14 protein-coding genes are annotated in these 16,167 nt (G+C 47.8%); 12 read left to right on the top strand and 2 right to left on the bottom strand.

The window, feature by feature from the left end; translation table 11 throughout:
- Positions 1–12 precede the first annotated feature (12 nt).
- The 6 genes from MKY42_RS22405 (at position 13) to MKY42_RS22380 (ending at position 5,365) form a co-directional block, all read left to right on the top strand.
- Positions 13–1,815, top strand: a complete 1,803-nt coding sequence (locus MKY42_RS22405) for a helicase-associated domain-containing protein (protein WP_339844795.1) — start codon at positions 13–15, stop codon at positions 1,813–1,815.
- A 141-nt stretch (positions 1,816–1,956) separates the two neighbouring features.
- Positions 1,957–2,394, top strand: coding sequence for a YlbF family regulator (locus MKY42_RS22400; protein ID WP_090901080.1), 438 nt, complete (start codon positions 1,957–1,959; stop codon positions 2,392–2,394).
- A gap of 80 nt (positions 2,395–2,474) precedes the next feature.
- The gene (locus MKY42_RS22395) at positions 2,475–2,738 is read left to right on the top strand and encodes a YlbG family protein (RefSeq protein ID WP_063565591.1); all 264 of its coding nucleotides are present in this window, start codon (positions 2,475–2,477) and stop codon (positions 2,736–2,738) included.
- Positions 2,739–2,954: 216 nt separating this feature from the next.
- Positions 2,955–3,392, top strand: coding sequence for a hypothetical protein (locus MKY42_RS22390; protein WP_063565592.1), 438 nt, complete (start codon positions 2,955–2,957; stop codon positions 3,390–3,392).
- Positions 3,393–3,523: 131 nt separating this feature from the next.
- Positions 3,524–4,423 (top strand): selenium metabolism-associated LysR family transcriptional regulator, encoded by a 900-nt coding sequence (locus tag MKY42_RS22385; protein ID WP_090901078.1) that lies wholly within the window; start codon positions 3,524–3,526, stop codon positions 4,421–4,423.
- Between the two features lie 81 nt (positions 4,424–4,504).
- On the top strand, positions 4,505–5,365 hold the full coding sequence (locus tag MKY42_RS22380) for a PHP domain-containing protein (RefSeq protein ID WP_339844789.1): 861 nt from the start codon (positions 4,505–4,507) through the stop codon (positions 5,363–5,365).
- A gap of 158 nt (positions 5,366–5,523) precedes the next feature.
- Here MKY42_RS22380 and MKY42_RS22375 read toward each other — a convergent pair whose 3' ends face one another.
- Together MKY42_RS22375 and MKY42_RS22370 are read right to left on the bottom strand one after the other, a co-directional pair.
- A complete protein-coding gene (locus tag MKY42_RS22375) occupies positions 5,524–5,970 on the bottom strand; it encodes a GNAT family N-acetyltransferase (RefSeq protein ID WP_090901072.1) in 447 nt (148 codons plus the stop codon).
- A gap of 194 nt (positions 5,971–6,164) precedes the next feature.
- Entirely contained in the window at positions 6,165–7,934 is a 1,770-nt protein-coding gene (locus MKY42_RS22370; protein WP_339853034.1) for an NFACT RNA binding domain-containing protein, read from the bottom strand.
- A gap of 314 nt (positions 7,935–8,248) precedes the next feature.
- Between MKY42_RS22370 and MKY42_RS22365 the strand changes: the two genes are divergently transcribed.
- The 6 genes from MKY42_RS22365 to gmk all read left to right on the top strand — a co-directional run bounded on the left by MKY42_RS22365 (position 8,249) and on the right by gmk (position 16,014).
- On the top strand, positions 8,249–11,113 hold the full coding sequence (locus tag MKY42_RS22365) for a calcium-translocating P-type ATPase, SERCA-type (protein ID WP_090901066.1): 2,865 nt from the start codon (positions 8,249–8,251) through the stop codon (positions 11,111–11,113).
- A 184-nt stretch (positions 11,114–11,297) separates the two neighbouring features.
- Complete coding sequence (gene dapF / locus MKY42_RS22360) at positions 11,298–12,131, top strand: diaminopimelate epimerase (protein WP_090901063.1); 834 nt, start codon at positions 11,298–11,300, stop codon at positions 12,129–12,131.
- 176 nt (positions 12,132–12,307) lie between these two features.
- On the top strand, positions 12,308–14,197 hold the full coding sequence (locus MKY42_RS22355; RefSeq protein WP_090901060.1) for a bifunctional homocysteine S-methyltransferase/methylenetetrahydrofolate reductase: 1,890 nt from the start codon (positions 12,308–12,310) through the stop codon (positions 14,195–14,197).
- A 19-nt stretch (positions 14,198–14,216) separates the two neighbouring features.
- Positions 14,217–15,116, top strand: a complete 900-nt coding sequence (locus tag MKY42_RS22350; protein WP_076288229.1) for a YicC/YloC family endoribonuclease — start codon at positions 14,217–14,219, stop codon at positions 15,114–15,116.
- 51 nt (positions 15,117–15,167) lie between these two features.
- A complete protein-coding gene (locus tag MKY42_RS22345) occupies positions 15,168–15,428 on the top strand; it encodes a DUF370 domain-containing protein (protein ID WP_006209218.1) in 261 nt (86 codons plus the stop codon).
- 13 nt (positions 15,429–15,441) lie between these two features.
- Positions 15,442–16,014 carry a guanylate kinase gene (gene gmk / locus MKY42_RS22340; protein WP_090901057.1) on the top strand — a complete coding sequence of 191 codons (573 nt, stop codon included), beginning with the start codon at positions 15,442–15,444 and terminating at the stop codon, positions 16,012–16,014.
- Positions 16,015–16,167 lie beyond the last annotated feature (153 nt).

Genomic DNA, 16,167 nt, shown 5'->3' with positions numbered 1-16,167 from the left:
CCCTTTTCCAACATGTTGACATCAGCAGAGTGGGCTGTGAATGGTCTTAGCAGAGCTGAAGCAGTAACCGCGTTTATAGCGCTTCGGCATAAAGGGTGGATTAAAGCTGTGCGCAAGTCTTGGGGCGAACGCCTGTATTACATACCAGAATCATTACTTTCGTTGTTAACTATTGCCTATGCAGCACGGGTCGGACATTTCGTTCAGCAGAAGGTGAACGTATTACAGAATGATATGACACAAGCTAAGTCCATCTCCAATAATGAAGTCCAGAAAGTGAACATTGTTCGAGAGGGGAAGCCGGATATTGCTGCGGAGCTTCTGCATGTATTGGCTTGGATGGTAAGGGAAGGTCAAGCTCAAGGCGGACTTCCATTAACAAGTAAGGGAACGATCCACAAGAAAATGGTGCAGCGATTAAGTCGAATGACGGTTCTGGACCCTGAAGACTTCGCCGAACTAGGTATTCGTTACGATCATGCGGATGTATATCCAGTCCATGTGGCCCTTGTGATTGATGTACTGCTTAGTCTGGGTTTGATTGAAAAGGCGCATAATCGAATGCATGTGTCATCTGATCGTCTTTATCACTGGTTATCAATGCCGTGGTCTTCAATGCACCGAGAAATTTATAGCATATGTCTGGACCGATATGGTATAGCGCAGCCCAAACTTCAACATTTTCGTCAGCAATTGCTGATGTTTGCTTCACGGGAAAATGAATGGTTGAGTATTGCAGCAGGAACTATATACGGCGACAACAATCCGGAAGAAGCAATTGTAAATAGTGAGAGTGGAGATTCTTTGAGACCATCTTTCTCAACACATATTCGAGGGTGGCTCAATGTTCTGGCAGGTTTGGGATATGGTGAGGTTGGTGAGTCAACTGCGGGAGAGCTTTTTTATCGCTGGCAGATTGATCCTAAACTCTTACTGAACTTGGCAAATGATGAGGCGGAACATGAGGGGGGGAATACCATTTTTGTTCAGCCTGACTTTGAAATTATGGTTCCCCCAGACGTAATTCCTTCGGTTCGCTGGAATTTGGATATTGGTGCAGAGCTTATAAGTCGTGATCGAATGTCCATATACCGGATAACAAAGGAACGAATCGTCGCAGCCTCAGAGATCGGTCTTACAGCGGATGCAATGATAAACTTCCTTAGGCGGTATGCTGCCTCGGGATTGCCTGAGCATGTGGAGCTGGCAATCCAGCAGTGGGGACAGGAGGCAGAACGACTTCACATCGATGCTGGGAAGAACGTTGATGAGGACGAAGCAACGGATACATTCAAGAAAAGGGATACATGGATATATGAATCAAGAAGTGAACTACCTGAGGAGTTGACCCGGACAGAGTCGGACGCCATTGCAGATGAGTCCATTGTCGGGGCAAATGAGTTCAATGTCGGACTTGAGGTGCAGAAGGAACTCTTTTATATTCGTGGGAGGGTAGGGCTCATTCAAGGTGAAACCAATTTGCACACGTATGAACAGGATCATTCCATCACGGAACAGTCGGGGCTGTTTCCCGGATACGGAGAGATCCCGGAGATGTGGCATAACGAGTGGCGGGGATATCATGTGTCCACTGCCCGTCAGATTGCTGCAAAAGCTATTGAATGGCAGACAAAACTGGGTCTGAAGCTGGACAACAATATCGTATACGTGATTCCCGATCAGATTCACGGTCATGAAGATTGGACACTAACCGGATGGTCCATAGCGGATGGTGATACAGATCCCGTAGAACGCCGTACTTTTTCACCTAACGAATGGAACCAGATCCGCCTGATTATTCCGGACCATGCATAAGTTTGATTATCTTTGCCAAAGCAGATCCCATGTTCCCCATATTTCTATTTGCAGGAAAAACTCTTCTTAACTTTTCGGGGATATGATATGATGAAGTAGTCTACGTTAAGTAGAACTTTATATATAGATAGGATGAATTTCATGAGCGTAGCGGAAATGAACACGGTCGATATGGCCCAAGTGTTAACGGGCGCATATGAACTGGGCGACATGATTAACCAATCAGCCGAAGTATCGGATTATTTATATTGGAAGCAGCAAGTGGAGACGAACCCTGAAATTCAGGCGGGAATACGCAAGCTGGACGCCAAAAAGGAACTATTCGAAGAAACCCAGCGTTTTGGGCATTTTCACCCGGACTATCACGCCGCAAAAGATCAGGTCCAGGCTTTGGAGCTGGAGTTGGAACGTTTCGAGGCGGTAGCCCGCTTCAAACAGGCGGAGAAGGCATTGGACGATATGTTGTTCCAGATGTCGGAGACGATTGCATTCGCCGTGTCAACGACCATTAAGGTACCGAGCAATGATCCGAATCCGAAGGGCGGCTGCGGTAGCGGAGGCAAGTGCGGTTGTAGCTAAGATGTGATCAGAAAATAAATTCATGACAGACCGGACCTTTCCGAGGCTCCGGTCTCCATTATAGAAAGGCGGGGAAAATGATGTTTGCGGAAAGGACAGGATTCATTATTTGGGTCAGTGATTTGAAAGCGGCTCGTAATCTCGAAAAGTATGGTACCGTTCATTACATCTCCCGCCGTATGCATTATGTCGTCATGTATGTTAATGCAGAGCGGGCAGAAGATACGATGAAAAATGTGAACAGACTTTCCTATGTGCGCAAGGTTGAACGTTCCTACCGGAATGAGATCAAAACAGAGTATGCTAGCAAAACAATGGACAAAACGAGTTTTTACGGGATATAACAAAATGGTTTGGGAATGTACAGTGAACTTGTTGCCACAGTACATTCCGAAACGATTCACCAGAGGGGTCCTTCGGGGCCGCTCTTTTATTGAATTAGGCATAAACTGGATTTTGTGAAAAAAACTGAAGTTACGCCTTGAGGTTGCGGGACTTATGTTGTAATATATTGGGTAAATAAATAGATAGAAAGTCCTATCTGGTGGAGAGTGATTCCCATGCGTGATAAGGTGATGCAACGTTGGAGCACGTATGAGCCTTTTTTCGTGGCTCTTGGAGACAAAAAAGTGGCCGACATCGTCATTACCAATCATGCCAAGATGCGGTATGCAGACCGTATTGAGCCGGCACGTAATGATGATGACCATATTGCGGCATGGTTATGGGAGTGTCTGAAGCAGGACCGTATTACACCATACTACCGTAATGAGCAGGATGTTTACCTGATCGACGAAGATCTGGTTGTGGTTGCTGAATTTTCCGAACTTGAAGGGGAATATGATATTGCTGGCAATCCGCTTCATAAGATGATTGTTGTTACGTTTCTGGGGAAAATGTCCGAGACAATTGAACTGCGGGATTTAAAATCGTATTATTCTTGGCTAAGACATTCAAGACGAATGACTCTTGTCAAGAACAGTCGCAAGCATAAGTAAGTTTGGAATAATCCATATTTTCGAATTGATAGATTCAGGTTACATCGCATGCAGACAAGCTGCATGCTTTTTTTGTTGGAATTCACGAAATCGGCTACAATGGGGAAAGCGTACAGAAGAGGGGCGAAGATATGAATTTTCATCAATTGCATATTTTTTATACCGTAGCAGAGAAGGGAAGTTTTTCAGCGGCTGCGCAAGCACTACATATGACACAACCTGCGGTGACGATGCAGATTCAATCGCTTGAGGATTATTTTGGGACCAAGCTGCTGCATCGTTCTACCAAGAAAATAGAATTATCCGAGGCGGGGCGGACATTACTGCCTCATGCCAAACGCAGTGTAGAGTTGGTCAGACAGACAGATGAGGCGATGTCTGCGTTTACACAAATGCTGCAAGGCCGATTGCAGCTTGGTGCAAGTTTGACGATTGGTGAGTATGTGCTGCCACGCATGCTGGGTCCTTTTGCCCGTCAATACCCGGATATCTCGATCGTTATGAAAGTGATGAATACGACGCAAATTATGGACGATATCTTGAAACATCAGCTTAACTTTGGACTGATTGAAGCCCCGGTTCATCACCCGGATATGATTGTAGAGCCGGTCATGCAGGATGAATTGAAGCTGGTTGTTCCGGCAGGACATGCACTGGCAGATCGTGGTGAAGTAGAGCTGGAAGATGTGCTGAGCTACGCATTTGTACTGCGGGAGAAAGGCTCAGGCACCCGTCAGGTGATGGAGGATCAGCTGCAGAAGAGAAATATAGACCCACAGGACATGAATGTAGTGATGGAACTTGGCAGTACAGGTGCTGTGAAATCTGCCGTAGAAGCGGGTGTGGGCATCACCATGTTATCCCCGTCGTCGGTTCAGCATGAGCTGGCTCTTGGACTGGTTCATATCGTGGATATTCGTGGGCTTGAGTTCAAAAGACAATTCTACGCTATACATCTGAAATCTTCATTACTTCCCTTGTCAGCAGTAGCTTTCCTGAATTATTTACGTCAGCAGGAGCAGACATTATGAGAAGGAAGAGCGGAATAAGAGGATAATATCATTTAGAAATTCGTCCAGCTAATCACTTGATATAAGAAGGAGCTGTTGTTCATGCATCAATCTAACGGACGTTGTGATCTTCATACGCATAGCCAAGCGTCGGACGGAATGCAGCCACCTGCCGAGAATGTGAAGCTTGCCAAACAAAGGGGTCTGTCTGCGGTTGCGCTGACGGATCACGATACCGTAGCGGGTGTAGCCGAGGCACAGCAGGCTGGCCGTGAATATGGGATTGACGTTGTGGCAGGAGTAGAGATCAGCACCCGCGCAGGCGGTAAGGATATTCATGTGCTGGGGTATTATGTGAATACAGAAGATGAGAAATTTCTGGATCGACTGCGCGGGCTGCGTGAAGCGAGAGAGGAACGCAATCATCTGATCATTGCCAAGCTGCAGGAGCTTGGACTCGAAATTAGCTGGCAGGAGGTCATTGATGGCCTTGGCCGACCGCTGGAGCCGGATGAAAGCATCGGTAGACCTCATATGGCCGATGTGTTGGTACGGAAAGGATATGCCGCTGATATGAGGGATGCGTTCAATCGTTATCTGGCTGAAGGTCAACCGGGCTTTGTGTCGGTTCCCCGAGTTGCACCAGAAGACGCATGCCAGTGGATTAAAGATGCGGGTGGTGCTGCTGTTATTGCTCATCCTGGTTTATACGGAGACGATGAATTGGTTCGTCGTATTCTGGAGGACTCCCGCCCTGACGGTATTGAAGTGGTTCATTCGGATCATGGACCAGAAGAAGAGCGCAGATATGCGGAGTTGGCACAGGAATTTGGGCTCATTCAAACAGGCGGTTCGGATTACCATGGTGTAAGGCAAGGGGTAGTATTCCACGGGGATCTGGGTAGCAAAACCGTAACCATTGATGTGCTCGATAAACTCCGGGCTGCCGCCGCAAAGTCTTGATTCGGAAACTCTCTTCAGTTGTTGTATGAGACTGGGGTATAAGGGATCGGATGTCATCGTGCTAAAATTGAATATGAAAAAAAGAAAGGACATAGAGATGGGTGAGCGTTAGTCGCTAGCCATGTCTCTATGTCCTTTTGGATTGCGCCTATAATGGGCTAGGTGATGGAATAATTCACCCATGTGCCGCGAGCAGCCCCAAGGCGTTCAAATAACTGCTGTGCCCGCTCGTTGGTTGCTGCTGTGATCCAAGACATGTAAGCACATCCGTGTTCACGTGTATATCGCTGACAATGTTCAAACAATCTGGCCTCGGCTTCTCCTTCTCTCCAAGCTTCCGTCACAAACAAGTCATTCATAATGGCCACGCGGTTTGCCTTCATCGTGCTGTAGGTAAAATAGAGTGTAGCGAACCCGATGAGTTCACCATCCTGCTCTGCAACGAATTGAACACCGATCTGCTGATCAAGCAGGTTTTTGAACAAAAGCTCGATTGCCTGATCACCAGGCCAGGGGTTGTTATAAAAGCCGACGACATACTCTTGCATTAATGCACTCAGCGGCAGTATATCATTAGGCTGAGTTGGTCTGATATTTAGCGTCATGGGACACATCCTTAGAAGTTAATGTATAGATTTCACAATTGAATTATTATACATTATAATGAATTTATATTCAAAAAAAATAAAATGGATCAACTGCATGACTTCCATATTTATTTGAGAACAAAGAAAATCCTCCGGACCGTCTTTTGTTCCGGAGGATTTTATGTTGCCTAACAGGATTGAAAGCAAACATCTTATCCATTTTTGATCGTGGATGGCAAACTTTTAACCAGTTCTTCGTTCGGCGTCACAAACAGGGTCTTCTGGTGATCATAAATGACAAAGCCTGGTTTGGAGCCACTTGGTTTGCGTACATGTCGGATAAAGGTGTAATCCACCGGCACGCTGCTGGATTCTTTGGCCTGACTGAAGTAAGCCGCGAGTTGAGCAGCTTCCTCCAGGGTTGCTTCGCCAAAGTCTGTGCTGCGAATGACGACATGTGAACCGGGGATGTCTTTGGTATGCAACCAGGTATCATTGGCAGAAGCCAGACGGTTGGTGACATACTCATTTTGCAGGTTATTTTTACCTACGAGAAGTTCAATGCCTTCGGAAGAAGTAAACTGATGCACGGTTGGGCGGTCGTTTTTCTTTTTCTTTTTGCCTTTTTTGTTACGGTCACGAAGATAACCCTGTTGCACAAGCTCTTCGCGAATTTCTTCGATGTCGTTCATGGATGCGATAGACAGTTGCTGGAGCAAATTGTCGAGATAGTCGATCTCGTCTTTCGTTTTTCCAAGCTGCTCATGAATAACTGCCAGACTGTTCTTGTATTTGTTATATCGTTTGAAATAACGTTGAGCGTTGTCAGACGGTGTTAGTAATGGGTCAAGCTGAATGGTAATGTTGGCTTGATCTTCATCATAGAAGTTCACAAGCTCCACACTTTTGTCCCCTTTACTAACCTGGTGCAGGGAGGCAAACAGCAGCTCACCCCATAATCTGAATTTATCCGCATCGTCGGCTTCCAACAGATCCTTGTTCAGGTTGTCCAGCTTTTTGATGTTTTTGCTGCGCTCATTTTGCAGAAAACGTAGAAGATCGCTCACTCTTTGCTTAACCGTATCCCGCTCAGCCTTGTCTCCGTAATAATCCTCCATACACTTGCTCATCGTGTCATAGGTTTTCTCTGCGTCCTGAATGCTCTGAAGCTGAACGGCTGAGAAAATCATTTTGCCTTTGGCATTTAGCCCGGTTACAGGCGTATAACTATTATCTCTTACTGGCCCCATGACGGACTCAAAAGCAGTCCACAGCGCATCGGCTTCGATTCTAGCATCTTCACCTTCGCTTAGAGCGTGATCGTCACCTTGATCGGCAGATACCCGAGAAGTAATCTCTCCTGCAATCAGCGGACTAAGACCACTGAATGAATTCACCAACCAGCGAGAGGCTTCTTCTTCAGTAGCAGTATAGCTATTTCGGAATTCAGTGCTGCTAACTTCCAGTGGATTGCTTTTATGCTGCTCTGGTGGTTCGGTGTACGAAAATCCAGGCATAATGACCCGGTAACTGCTAATGGACGGGGTTACATGATGAATTCCATCCAGAATCGTTCCTGTTATCGGATCGACCAAAACAATATTACTGTGACGCCCCATCAGTTCAATGATGATCCGCTTGACCGACACATCCCCCAGTTCATCGCGCTGCCGCACGTCGATATGAATAATCCGCTCCATGCCAATCTGACGGATCTCCTCAATGATCGCGCCCTCGCAGTGCTTGCGCAGCAGCATGCAGAACATCGGAGCTTCAGTGGGGTTAACAAACGTTTTTTCGGTAAAATGCACACGCGGATATGTCGGGCTGGCCGAAATAAGCAATTTGCTATTTCCGCGCTGAGCACGGAGGGTCAGTACAACATCATGGCCGTTAGGTTGATGTATTTTGCTGATTCGTCCGCCCTTGCAGCCTTGCAGTTCATGCACGATAGCTCGTGTTACGATGCCGTCCAATGCCATTTTTTTCAACGTCCTCTCTATCTATAACTGAAATGAACACCGGGATATGTAAAAAAGAACCCGTTGCAGATTCGTATTCGTTTGTATAGCAAAAAATCGGATTGCCACTGTGTACGTAACCACAGACCTTTATTTTAGCTTATTCTGCCCATCAGGGAAAGGATTCGCCATCGGGTGCTAATTAGGGTCCTGTCCGAATACATATAGAGCAGGTAGTTTGTCCGGCATCGCGTACAACCTGTTGATTAGCATAGCCGGTGTAGTATGTGTGACGTTTTACAGAGGAAATACAGACTGGGAGGGAATTTTGAAGCATGGAACATACCAAGTGGCACCAACTAAGCGTTGAAGAGCTTCGTAACACTCTTGGCGTCAGTCTTGAGGAAGGATTAACGGAAGAGACTGCAGCAGAAAAGAGGAAGACTGCCGGTTCGAATGAGCTGAGCGAAGGAAAGCGCATATCTCCAATCACATTATTGCTTAATCAATTTAAGGATTTCATGGTTCTGGTCTTGATGGGGGCCACACTGGTGTCCGGATTGCTTGGAGAATACCTGGATGCTGTAACGATTGTTGCCATCATCGTCCTTAATGCCATTCTTGGTTTTGTACAGGAATTCCGGGCGGAGCGTTCCCTTCGTGCGTTGAAACAATTGTCAGCCCCATTGGCCAAAGTGCTAAGGTCGGGTCAGGAAGTTCATCTTGCAGCCAAACTTCTGGTGCCAGGGGATATTGTGCTTGTGGAAAGCGGTGATCGCATACCTGCCGATGTGCGCTGGCTGTCCACGAACAGCCTCGATGTGGAGGAATCTGCACTTACTGGGGAATCAGTTCCTGTAAGCAAACATTTCCATCCCATAGCTGCGGATGACGTGCCGCTCGGAGATCAGAAGAACATTGGATTCATGGGAACCATGGTTACTCGCGGTACCGCCAAGGGCGTTGTGATCCGGACGGGCATGGATACCGAGATGGGCAAAATCGCCGATCTGATCCAGAATACGGAGGAACAGGAAACACCACTGCAACACAGGCTGGAACAGCTGGGTAAAATTTTGATTTTTGTGGCGCTTGGATTAACCGTTATGGTTGTTGTTGCAGGTATTCTGCATGGACAGCCGGCAGTAGGCATGTTTCTGGCAGGGGTCAGCCTCGCAGTGGCCGCCATACCAGAAGGGTTGCCAGCGATTGTAACGATTGCGCTAGCCCTGGGCGTACAGCGTATGATCAAGCGAAAAGCGATTGTGCGCAAGCTTCCCTCTGTGGAAACCCTTGGTTGTGCCTCGGTCATCTGTTCGGATAAAACGGGTACGTTGACCCAGAACAAGATGACGGTTACGGACGTGTGGCTGGAGGGACGCAGCATCAAGGTCACGGGGGATGGATATGCACCAGAAGGGCAGATGCTGGAGAATGGTCGTACCTTGGAACTGAAGAGTGACCAGACATTGCGGAGAATGCTTCAGATCAGCGCACTTTGTAACAATGCCAGTATTATCGAGAGTGTTGCAGATGAGATGCGGAATAAAAAGAAAGGCAAAGAGACAAATAAGGATAGTAAGAAAGAGGCGAAGAAAGGTACAAAAAAAGATCAAGTTAATGAATCGGTCAAGGAAGAGAGCGTGGTATGGGAGCTGAAAGGCGACCCTACGGAAGGGGCGCTCATAACACTGGCTTCCAAAATGGGGCTTACCCCCGCTGGCCTCAAAGAGCTATATGCACGTGAGCAGGAATTCCCGTTTGACTCTGATCGGAAGCGGATGTCCGTCCTGGTTCATCATCAGGGTGGGCGCATGATCTACACCAAGGGTGCACCGGATGTGCTGATTGGGCAATGCAGCTACATTTTGTGGGAAGGCAATGTTGTACCTTTCACAGGAACGCTGCGGCAGAAAGTCATGGCGGCGAACGAGAATATGGCGGGTTCTGCACTGCGGGTTCTCGGGATGGCTTACCGCGATGTACGGCCGAATGAAAAAGTAGAGAATGAACATGCTGCCGAGAGCCAACTCGTCTTTGTCGGGCTTGCAGGCATGATTGATCCACCGCGGCGTGAGGCACGGGATGCAATTGCGACTTGTCGCAGAGCAGGCATACGCACCGTTATGATTACGGGCGATCATGGCACGACGGCAGAGGCTATCGCCCAGCAGTTGGGTATTCTTCAGCGGGGTGGGTCTTCACTTAGCGGCCAACAATTGGCGGGCATGACGGACGAGCAATTGGATAAACAGGTAGAGGGGATTTACGTATTCTCACGAGTATCGCCTGAGCACAAACTGCGGATTGTAAAATCATTACAGCGTAAAGGGCATGTCGTAGCGATGACTGGAGATGGCGTGAATGACGCACCAGCCATTAAAGCAGCAGACATCGGTATTGCGATGGGAATTACCGGCACGGATGTGACGAAGGAAGCATCGGCGTTAATCCTGAGTGATGATAATTTTTCTACTATAGTAGCTGCAATTGAAGAAGGACGTAATATTTATGAGAACATCCGCAAGTTTATCCGGTATTTGCTGGCATCCAACGTTGGCGAGATTTTAACGATGTTTTTCGCGATGATGATGGGATTGCCGTTGCCACTCGTGCCGATCCAGATTCTGTGGGTCAACCTGGTGACGGATGGCTTGCCAGCAATGGCACTCGGTGTGGATCAGCCGGAAAAAGATCTGATGGAGCACAAGCCACGTGGCTCCAAGGAAAATATTTTTGCCAGACGACTGGGCTGGAAAATTGTCAGTCGGGGTGTATTGATCGGACTTTGCACACTCGGGGCATTCTGGCTTACCCTACAGGCCGCGCCGGATCAACCGGGTCAGCTCATTAAAGCTCAATCTGTAGCCTTTGCTACGCTCGTTTTGGCACAGCTCATTCATGTATTCGACTGCCGTAGTTCACGCTCCATCTTTCATCGGAATCCATTGCAGAACAAGTATCTGGTGTTTGCAGTTATTTCATCCATCGTGCTGATGCTGGCGGTCATGTATGTAGAGCCGCTGCAGCCTATCTTCAAAACCGTACCGCTGGGTATGCGTGAATGGGCGATTTCCATCGTTGCCGCAGGTATTCCAACCTTCCTTATGGGAGTGGGCAGCGTGTGGGGAGGTCGTCGCAACCGTCGCCGCATGGGCCCTGAGCGCTTCGTACCGAAAAGTACAAAGTTTTCGGCATAAAATCAATAGCAATTGCTTATCGTTTTCGTTATGCTATCCTCAAAATGATTCGAGGCGAGATTCCTCGGCATTTTGCAGGATAGCTTTTTTTATTTGGAATGTTGGATATGAATTTTCCGGGTTATCCTGTAGAGGAGCAAGAATAACGCTTTGGCAGCAGACTGCCAAAAGGAGTGGGCAAGGTATGGAATTTACAAAAATGCATGGACTCGGCAACGATTTTATTGTTGTGTTTGGAGAACAACAGCTTCCGGCTGATGCAGCAGAATTAGCTGTAAAATGGTGCAACCGTTTCTTCGGCATCGGCGCGGATGGCCTGGTTTATATACTACCTTCAGAGAAGGCGGATTTTCAGATGCGCATCATGAACTCGGACGGTTCGGAGGCAGAGCAATGCGGCAATGCCATCCGCTGTGTATCCAAATATGTATATGATCATGGTCATGTGACCCAAGAACAGATTACGATTGAAACCATCGGTGCGGGTGTACAACCCGTAAGCTTGAACATTCGTGATGGTAAAGTGGAAACGGTTCGTGTGGATATGGGAGAACCTATCCTGAATGGACTTCAGGTTCCCACCACCGTCGATGCCAACCCGGTGGTAGATCACTCCATTGAAGTGAGCGGACAGGAGTTCAAATTTACGGCAGTCTCTATGGGTAATCCTCATGCAGTCATCTATGTCGATGATGCTGTCAATTTCGATCTCTCGACATGGGGGCCACTTCTTGAAGTTCATCCTATGTTCCCGAAAAAAATCAATGTAGAGTTCGCGACGGTTCGCGATCGCGGATATGTGGACATGCGTGTGTGGGAACGCGGTGCTGGCCCAACACTTGCCTGTGGAACTGGAGCTTGCGCAACACTGGTATCATCCGTTCTGAACGGACATACGGATCGCACAGCGGTGATCAGCCTCAAGGGCGGCGATCTTCATATTGAGTGGAACGAAGCAGACAATCACGTATACATGACTGGGCCTGCCGAAGTTGTTTTCAAGGGAGTCACTTCGTAAAGGATACGTTTAAATGAGGAGGCCTTAGGGCCTCTTTTTTTGCAGTTATATGAATTCCTACTAGTCCAGATGGTTATAGAAACTGAATTTCACGAAAAACCTGTGTTTTTCTTCGTTTTCAGATGTTTTTTGTGTTACATTAGTATGAAATGATCAGTCAGGCGGGGGGAAAAGGGATGAAGGCGGATTTACGCAGTGTAATGCAGGAACGGGTCCTCATAGGGGATGGGGCGATGGGAACTTTCCTGTATCAGATGGGATTCCCGGTAGGGATTTCTTATGAAGAGTTGAACTTGATTTCACCTGAAGTGGTGGCAGATGTGCATCGTCGTTATCGCGATGCGGGTACAGAAATTCATGAAACCAATACGTACTCTGCCAATTACGATAAGTTGTCCAAGTTTGGTCTGGAATCCAAGGTGGAGGATGTAAATCGTGCCGGTGTGCGCATTGCCAAAGAAGTAGCTGGGCCAAACGGTTATGTTCTGGGCGCGGTTGGCTCCATTCGTGGAGGAAAGCGGACGAACGTATCAACAAGTGAATTGAAGCGCTTCTACCAGCAGCAGATTTTTGCACTGCTCGAAGAAGGAGTGGACGGCATTCTGCTCGAAACCTTTTATGATATCGAGGAGATGGATATCGCCCTTCTGCAGGCGCGCAAGCTGAGTGATCTCCCGGTAATTGGACAGTTCGCTGTTGAGGATGTAGGGCATACACTGGATGGATACACGATGCCTGAAGCTTTCCGAATCATGCGTGAGCAAGGGGCTGACGTCATTGGTTTCAACTGCCGTTCCGGTCCAAACGGAATTATGCGGGCGATGGAAACTGTATCAGGCCGTATCGGTGTTCCCATGTCTGTTTACCCGAATGCGGGTGCCGCGGATTACGTCGATGGTCAGTTCCGTTATGGAGCGTCTCCGGAATACTTCGGACAGACCGCAGTGCAATTTGCTGATCTGGGCGCACGTATTATCGGAGGCTGCTGTGGTACGACACCTGATCATATCGCGGCAATTGCCCAGGCTCTTGTTGAGTACACACCTGCTCCGATACTGGAACCTGATCCGTCCGAGTCGAAACCGCGTATCATCTTGCATGAGAATGTAGATGAACGGTCTGGACGGGGTGGGCAGCCTACGATTGTGGATCTGGTCAAACAACGTCATACCGTCATCGTCGAACTTGACCCACCGCGTGATCTCGACATTGCGAAGTTTATGAAAGGTGCCGAGACACTGAAAGCGGCTGGTGCAGATGCATTAACATTGGCTGATAATTCCCTGGCGGTTACCCGGATGAGCAACATGGCTCTAGGTCATCTTGTTCAGGATCGTACTGGATTGCGCCCACTGGTGCATATTGCATGTCGTGACCGGAATCTGATCGGGACACAATCGCACATGATGGGATTTGATGCTCTGGGCATTAATCATGTACTCGCTGTAACAGGTGATCCTGCACGATTTGGTGATTTGCCCGGATCAAGCTCGGTATACGATCTGACTTCATTTGAAATTATACGTATGATCAAACAGTTGAACGACGGCGTGTCCTTCTCCGGTAAACCGCTTAAGCAGAAGGCAGGCTTTGTTATCGGTGCCGCATTTAACCCGAATGTGAAACATCTGGATAAGGCTGTACAGCGTCTTGAGAAAAAGATTGCTTCCGGAGCCGATTATATTATGACACAGCCGGTATACGATCCTGAACTAATCGTAGCCATGCATGAAGCGACCAAGCATCTGGATGTGCCGATCTTCGTAGGGGTAATGCCGCTAGCCAGCGGCCGAAATGCAGAATACCTGCATAATGAGGTTCCGGGTATTCAATTGTCGGATGAAGTTCGCTCCCGGATGGCTGGTCTCGAAGGCGAAGAAGGTCGAGCAATGGGTGTGAAGATCGCCAAGGAGCTTCTGGATGTAGCAACAAAACATTTCAAAGGAATCTATCTAATGACTCCATTTATGTTCTATAGTATGACGGCCGAATTGACCCAATATGTGTGGGAGAAGTCGGAGCATCAATGTCCTACTTGTTTCAACCCTAATAATCAATTACAATAGTGTAACGGATGTGATGCCGATGTCATTCAGTATGACCGGATACGGTCAATCCGCCTTTCATTTTGGAGGCTATAAGGTACAATTGGAAATCAAGTCTGTCAATCATCGTTATTGCGAAGTGATGATGCGTCTCCCAAGAGAGTGGACGTGTTATGAAGACGGATTGAGGAAAAAGGTACAAAGCCGCTTAAAACGTGGGCGGATTGATGTTTATGTAATGAAAGAAAAAGATGAAGACCAGGCTCTTCCCGCTGTTCTGAATGAGCAGGCGGTCAGGGCCTATCTTCAGGCCGCAGAGCAATTGGAGAGCCGCTATGGTATGCAGGGCAAACCGAGTATTATGGATATGCTGGCACTTCCAGATGTCATGGTTCATTCGGATGGGACGAGTTCGCTTCCGGAAGAGCAGAAGGACGAATGGGAGCGTGTCCTGCAGCAGGGGTTGGAAGAGGCTTTATCCGGTCTGGAGCAGATGCGCGCCCGCGAGGGTCTTCATCTGGCCAGTGATCTGGAACGACGTGTCAGTCGTCTGGAATCACTGCATACCGAGATGCTTGCTCTTGCGCCGACTGTGGTGAGTGATCATCGCAACAAGTTAAGACAAAGGCTTACGGAAATGCAGGAAGAAGGCTCTTTCCCTTTTGACGAGCATAAATTGGGTATGGAAATTGCTATGTTTGCCGATCGTTCTAACATAGAGGAAGAGCTTACGCGTCTACTCAGTCACTTTGGACAGAGCAGGGAGCTGCTGAAAAGTGATGAGCCAGTAGGCCGCAAGTTGGACTTTCTTATTCAGGAGATGAATAGGGAAGTCAATACGATTGGATCAAAAGCCAACCATTTGGCTCTGGTGAACCGTGTTGTCGAGATGAAGGCGGAACTGGAGAAAATTCGTGAGCAAGCGGCGAATATCGAATGAACGGTCATATTTCGGCAAAAGAGTCGCATGTATAGGGGGAAGAACCTGATTATGGCAATCAAACTCATTAACATTGGATTCGGTAACATCGTATCGGCGAACCGGATTATATCCATCGTGAGTCCGGAATCGGCGCCGATCAAGAGGATTATACAAGAGGCAAGAGACCGTCATATGCTGATAGACGCAACGTACGGAAGACGTACTCGTGCCGTGATTATTACGGATAGCGATCATGTCATTCTGTCTGCGGTTCAGCCAGAAACGGTCGCCCATCGTCTTTCTTCGAAAGATGATGACAACGACGAATAAAATGGAGTGTAATATGTCTAAGGGATTACTGATAGTGTTGTCCGGCCCATCTGGGGTCGGGAAGGGTACAGTATGCAGCGCTTTGCGCAAACGGGTGCCGGAATTGATTTATTCTGTCTCGGCAACGACTCGTCAGCCACGTCTGGGTGAGGAACATGGCGTCAATTATTTCTTCAGAAGCCATGAAGAATTCCTGAACATGATTGCTGAAGATCAATTGTTGGAACACGCAGAATATGTAGGGAATTATTACGGAACACCGCGTGATTTTGTGGAGAAAACGATTAACGAAGGCCGGGACATCATTCTTGAGATTGAAGTTCAAGGCGCGTTGAAAGTGAAAGAAAAGTTCCCGGAAGGGATCTTTGTATTTCTGTTGCCTCCTTCATTGGACGAGCTTAAAGATCGCATTCAGGGCCGTGGTACGGAAAGTCAGGCGACGATTGATCACCGGATGTCCGTCGCGGTAGATGAGATCAGTCTGCTGGAGCAGTACGATTATGCTGTCGTTAATGATGAAATTGATTTGGCGTGTAAACGAATAGAAAGCATCATTATCGCCGAACATTGTAAGATCAATAAATAATCCATTTGCCGCCGCAAAATGCGATAATCAGTGGAGTTGCTGTCATAGGATATATGAGAGTAGCTCCAGTCTGGTTAACGTATCCAGCGGTGCACCATGATTCCGTCAGGCGGCGAATTGTGATTATACTAATGCAAAGAGGTGTTTTGTAAA

It is taken from the genome of Paenibacillus sp. FSL W7-1088, from assembly GCF_037969855.1.
Taxonomy (GTDB): domain Bacteria; phylum Bacillota; class Bacilli; order Paenibacillales; family Paenibacillaceae; genus Paenibacillus.
Note: the sequence above shows the minus strand (reverse complement) of the source record. Positions and strands in the feature narration are given on the sequence as shown.